General features: G+C 53.6%; 1 rRNA gene. It reads left to right on the plus strand.

Going from position 1 to position 2976, the window contains the following annotated elements:
* Positions 1–29 precede the first annotated feature (29 nt).
* Positions 30–2960: ribosomal RNA gene (locus BLL40_RS16000) — 23S ribosomal RNA — on the plus strand.
* Positions 2961–2976: the final 16 nt, after the last annotated feature.

Genomic DNA, 2976 nt, shown 5'->3' on the forward strand with positions numbered 1-2976 from the left:
AAACCAAGTAAGACACGTAAGCCTTTTTAGGTTAAGTTAGAAAGGGCGCACGGTGGATGCCTTGGCACTAGGAGCCGACGAAGGACGGGACTAACACCGATATGCTCCGGGGAGCTGTAAGTAAGCATTGATCCGGAGATTTCCGAATGGGGAAACCCGCCATCCGTAATGGGATGGTACCCTTGCCTGAATACATAGGGCATGAGGAGGCATACCCGGGGAACTGAAACATCTAAGTACCCGGAGGAAGAGAAAGCAAACGCGATTCCCTGAGTAGCGGCGAGCGAAACGGGACATAGCCCAAACCAGAAAGCTTGCTTTCTGGGGTTGTAGGACACTCTATATGGAGTTACAAAGGAAGAGGATAAGTGAAGCGGTCTGGAAAGGCCCGCGAAACAAGGTAACAGCCCTGTAGCTGAAATTCTCTTCTCTCCTGAGTGGATCCTGAGTACGGCGGAACACGAGGAATTCCGTCGGAATCCGGGAGGACCATCTCCCAAGGCTAAATACTCCCTAGTGACCGATAGTGAACCAGTACCGTGAGGGAAAGGTGAAAAGCACCCCGGAAGGGGAGTGAAAGAGATCCTGAAACCGTGTGCCTACAAGTAGTCAGAGCCCGTTAATGGGTGATGGCGTGCCTTTTGTAGAATGAACCGGCGAGTTACGATTTCATGCAAGGTTAAGCAGATGATGCGGAGCCGCAGCGAAAGCGAGTCTGAATAGGGCGAATGAGTATGAGGTCGTAGACCCGAAACCAGGTGATCTACCCATGTCCAGGATGAAGGTGAGGTAACACTCACTGGAGGTCCGAACCCACGCACGTTGAAAAGTGCGGGGATGAGGTGTGGGTAGCGGTGAAATTCCAATCGAACCTGGAGATAGCTGGTTCTCTCCGAAATAGCTTTAGGGCTAGCCTCAAACGAAGAGTTCTGGAGGTAGAGCACTGTTTGGACTAGGGGCCCATCCCGGGTTACCGAATTCAGACAAACTCCGAATGCCAGAAACTTATGTTTGGGAGTCAGACTGCGAGTGATAAGATCCGTAGTCAAGAGGGAAACAGCCCAGACCACCAGCTAAGGTCCCCAAGTATACGTTAAGTGGAAAAGGATGTGGAGTTGCCCAGACAACCAGGATGTTGGCTTAGAAGCAGCCACCATTTAAAGAGTGCGTAATAGCTCACTGGTCGAGTGACTCTGCGCCGAAAATGTACCGGGGCTAAACGTATCACCGAAGCTGTGGATTGACACCTTAGGTGTCAGTGGTAGGAGAGCGTTCCAGCTGCTGTGAAGCTAGACCGTAAGGACTGGTGGAGCGTCTGGAAGTGAGAATGCCGGTATGAGTAGCGAAAGAAGGGTGAGAATCCCTTCCACCGAATGCCTAAGGTTTCCTGAGGAAGGCTCGTCCTCTCAGGGTTAGTCGGGACCTAAGCCGAGGCCGAAAGGCGTAGGCGATGGACAACAGGTTGATATTCCTGTACCACCAAGCATCGTTTGAGTGATGGGGGGACGCAGGAGGATAGGAGATCACGCAGCTGGATACGCGTGTTTAAGCAGGTAGGCTGGAAATGAGGCAAATCCCGTTTCCGTGAAGGCTGAGCTGTGATGACGAGGGAATTTTAGTACCGAAGTCTTCGATTCCACACTGCCAAGAAAAGCCTCTAGCGAGATGTAAGGTGCCCGTACCGCAAACCGACACAGGTAGGCGAGGAGAGAATCCTAAGGTGAGCGAGTGAACTCTCGTTAAGGAACTCGGCAAAATGACCCCGTAACTTCGGGAGAAGGGGTGCTCTTGCGGGTGAAAGCCTGCGAGAGCCGCAGTGAATAGGCCCAGGCGACTGTTTAGCAAAAACACAGGTCTCTGCAAAGCCGCAAGGCGACGTATAGGGGCTGACGCCTGCCCGGTGCTGGAAGGTTAAGAGGAGGGCTTAGCGCAAGCGAAGGTCTGAATTGAAGCCCCAGTAAACGGCGGCCGTAACTATAACGGTCCTAAGGTAGCGAAATTCCTTGTCGGGTAAGTTCCGACCCGCACGAAAGGCGCAACGATCTGGGCACTGTCTCAACGAGAGACTCGGTGAAATTATAGTACCTGTGAAGATGCAGGTTACCCGCGACAGGACGGAAAGACCCCGTGGAGCTTTACTGCAGCCTGATATTGAATTTTGGCACAGTCTGCACAGGATAGGCAGGAGCCTTGGAAGCCGGAGCGCCAGCTTCGGTGGAGGCGCTGGTGGGATACTGCCCTGACTGTGTTGAACTTCTAACCCACACCCGTGATCCGGGTGGGAGACAGTGTCAGGTGGGCAGTTTGACTGGGGCGGTCGCCTCCTAAAGTGTAACGGAGGCGCCCAAAGGTTCCCTCAGAATGGTTGGAAATCATTCGCAGAGTGTAAAGGCACAAGGGAGCTTGACTGCGAGACCTACAAGTCGAGCAGGGACGAAAGTCGGGCTTAGTGATCCGGTGGTTCCGCATGGAAGGGCCATCGCTCAACGGATAAAAGCTACCCCGGGGATAACAGGCTTATCTCCCCCAAGAGTCCACATCGACGGGGAGGTTTGGCACCTCGATGTCGGCTCATCGCATCCTGGGGCTGTAGTCGGTCCCAAGGGTTGGGCTGTTCGCCCATTAAAGCGGTACGCGAGCTGGGTTCAGAACGTCGTGAGACAGTTCGGTCCCTATCCGTCGCGGGCGCAGGAAATTTGAGAGGAGCTGTCCTTAGTACGAGAGGACCGGGATGGACGCACCGCTGGTGTACCAGTTGTCTCGCCAGAGGCATCGCTGGGTAGCTATGTGCGGACGGGATAAGTGCTGAAAGCATCTAAGCATGAAGCCCCCCTCAAGATGAGATTTCCCATTACGCAAGTAAGTAAGATCCCTTGAAGATGACGAGGTAGATAGGTTCGGGGTGGAAGTGTGGCGACACATGGAGCTGACGAATACTAATCGATCGAGGACTTAACCAATAAAAGCGCAGGCGCT

Source organism: Domibacillus mangrovi (assembly GCF_001906925.1).
Lineage (GTDB): Bacteria > Bacillota > Bacilli > Bacillales > Domibacillaceae > Domibacillus > Domibacillus mangrovi.